This is a genomic window from Streptobacillus canis, from assembly GCF_009733925.1.
GTDB classification, from domain to species: Bacteria; Fusobacteriota; Fusobacteriia; order Fusobacteriales; family Leptotrichiaceae; genus Streptobacillus; species Streptobacillus canis.
Window position 1 is genome coordinate 1 of the sequence record NZ_WOEI01000057.1, and the last position, 738, is coordinate 738.

Annotated in this window: 2 protein-coding genes; both read right to left on the reverse strand. The window is 23.7% G+C overall.

The features are described 5' to 3' along the window. Positions 1–104: 104 nt before the first annotated feature. The gene (locus GM111_RS08055) at positions 105–293 is read right to left on the reverse strand and encodes a hypothetical protein (protein ID WP_156300579.1); all 189 of its coding nucleotides are present in this window, start codon (positions 291–293) and stop codon (positions 105–107) included. Positions 294–301: 8 nt separating this feature from the next. Next, positions 302–738: hypothetical protein (locus tag GM111_RS08320; protein ID WP_197034545.1), on the reverse strand; the 437-nt coding region annotated here is incomplete at its 5' end.

The window sequence follows — 738 nt, forward strand, 5'->3', positions numbered from 1 at the left end:
CTATTTTTCTATATTCTGCTAATATTTCATTTAATATTTCAACTATTTCAAACTCATCTTTTTTTAACAATTCTAGTTTTCTATTTAATTTTAATTTCATATTTTTATTTTATATTTCTACCTTTCCCTCTTTTTGTTTTACTATCATTTATAGAGCCATCTGTATTTATTGTAAATTTATACTTACCTAAATGGTCGTATACTTCAACTTCTTTTCCATTATATATTATTCTATCTATTTCTGTAGCTTGCATAATAAAGGGTATAAGGGTTAGTATTATTAGTTTTTTCATAACACTCTTTAATAATAACATATCTCTAACCAAAACTTTACAAAAGTTTGATTTTTAAATAATAAGTCATCTTCTTTGTTTTTATCTATAAGTTTCTTTTCTATAAAAAATCTTTTAATAAAACTACTAATAGAAGCATCTAATATTATTACATCACTATAAGCTACATGAAATACCGGTGTTTTATCACTATCTACTACTTGTGAAATGAAATAACCTTCATATGTTAAAGGTATTAATCCTTCTGCTTCATTAAATCTTCTCTCCATTTCATCATATCTTTCATCTTCATCTTCTGGTTCTGGTCCCCATAAACTTTCTGGCCAATTTAACCTATTCATATTCCATTCTTCATCATAATATTTTATATACTCTTTTATTTTATTTACATTTTCTATAGAAAAATCTGCATAATTTATAGTATATTCATTTAAAGGCATTCCTT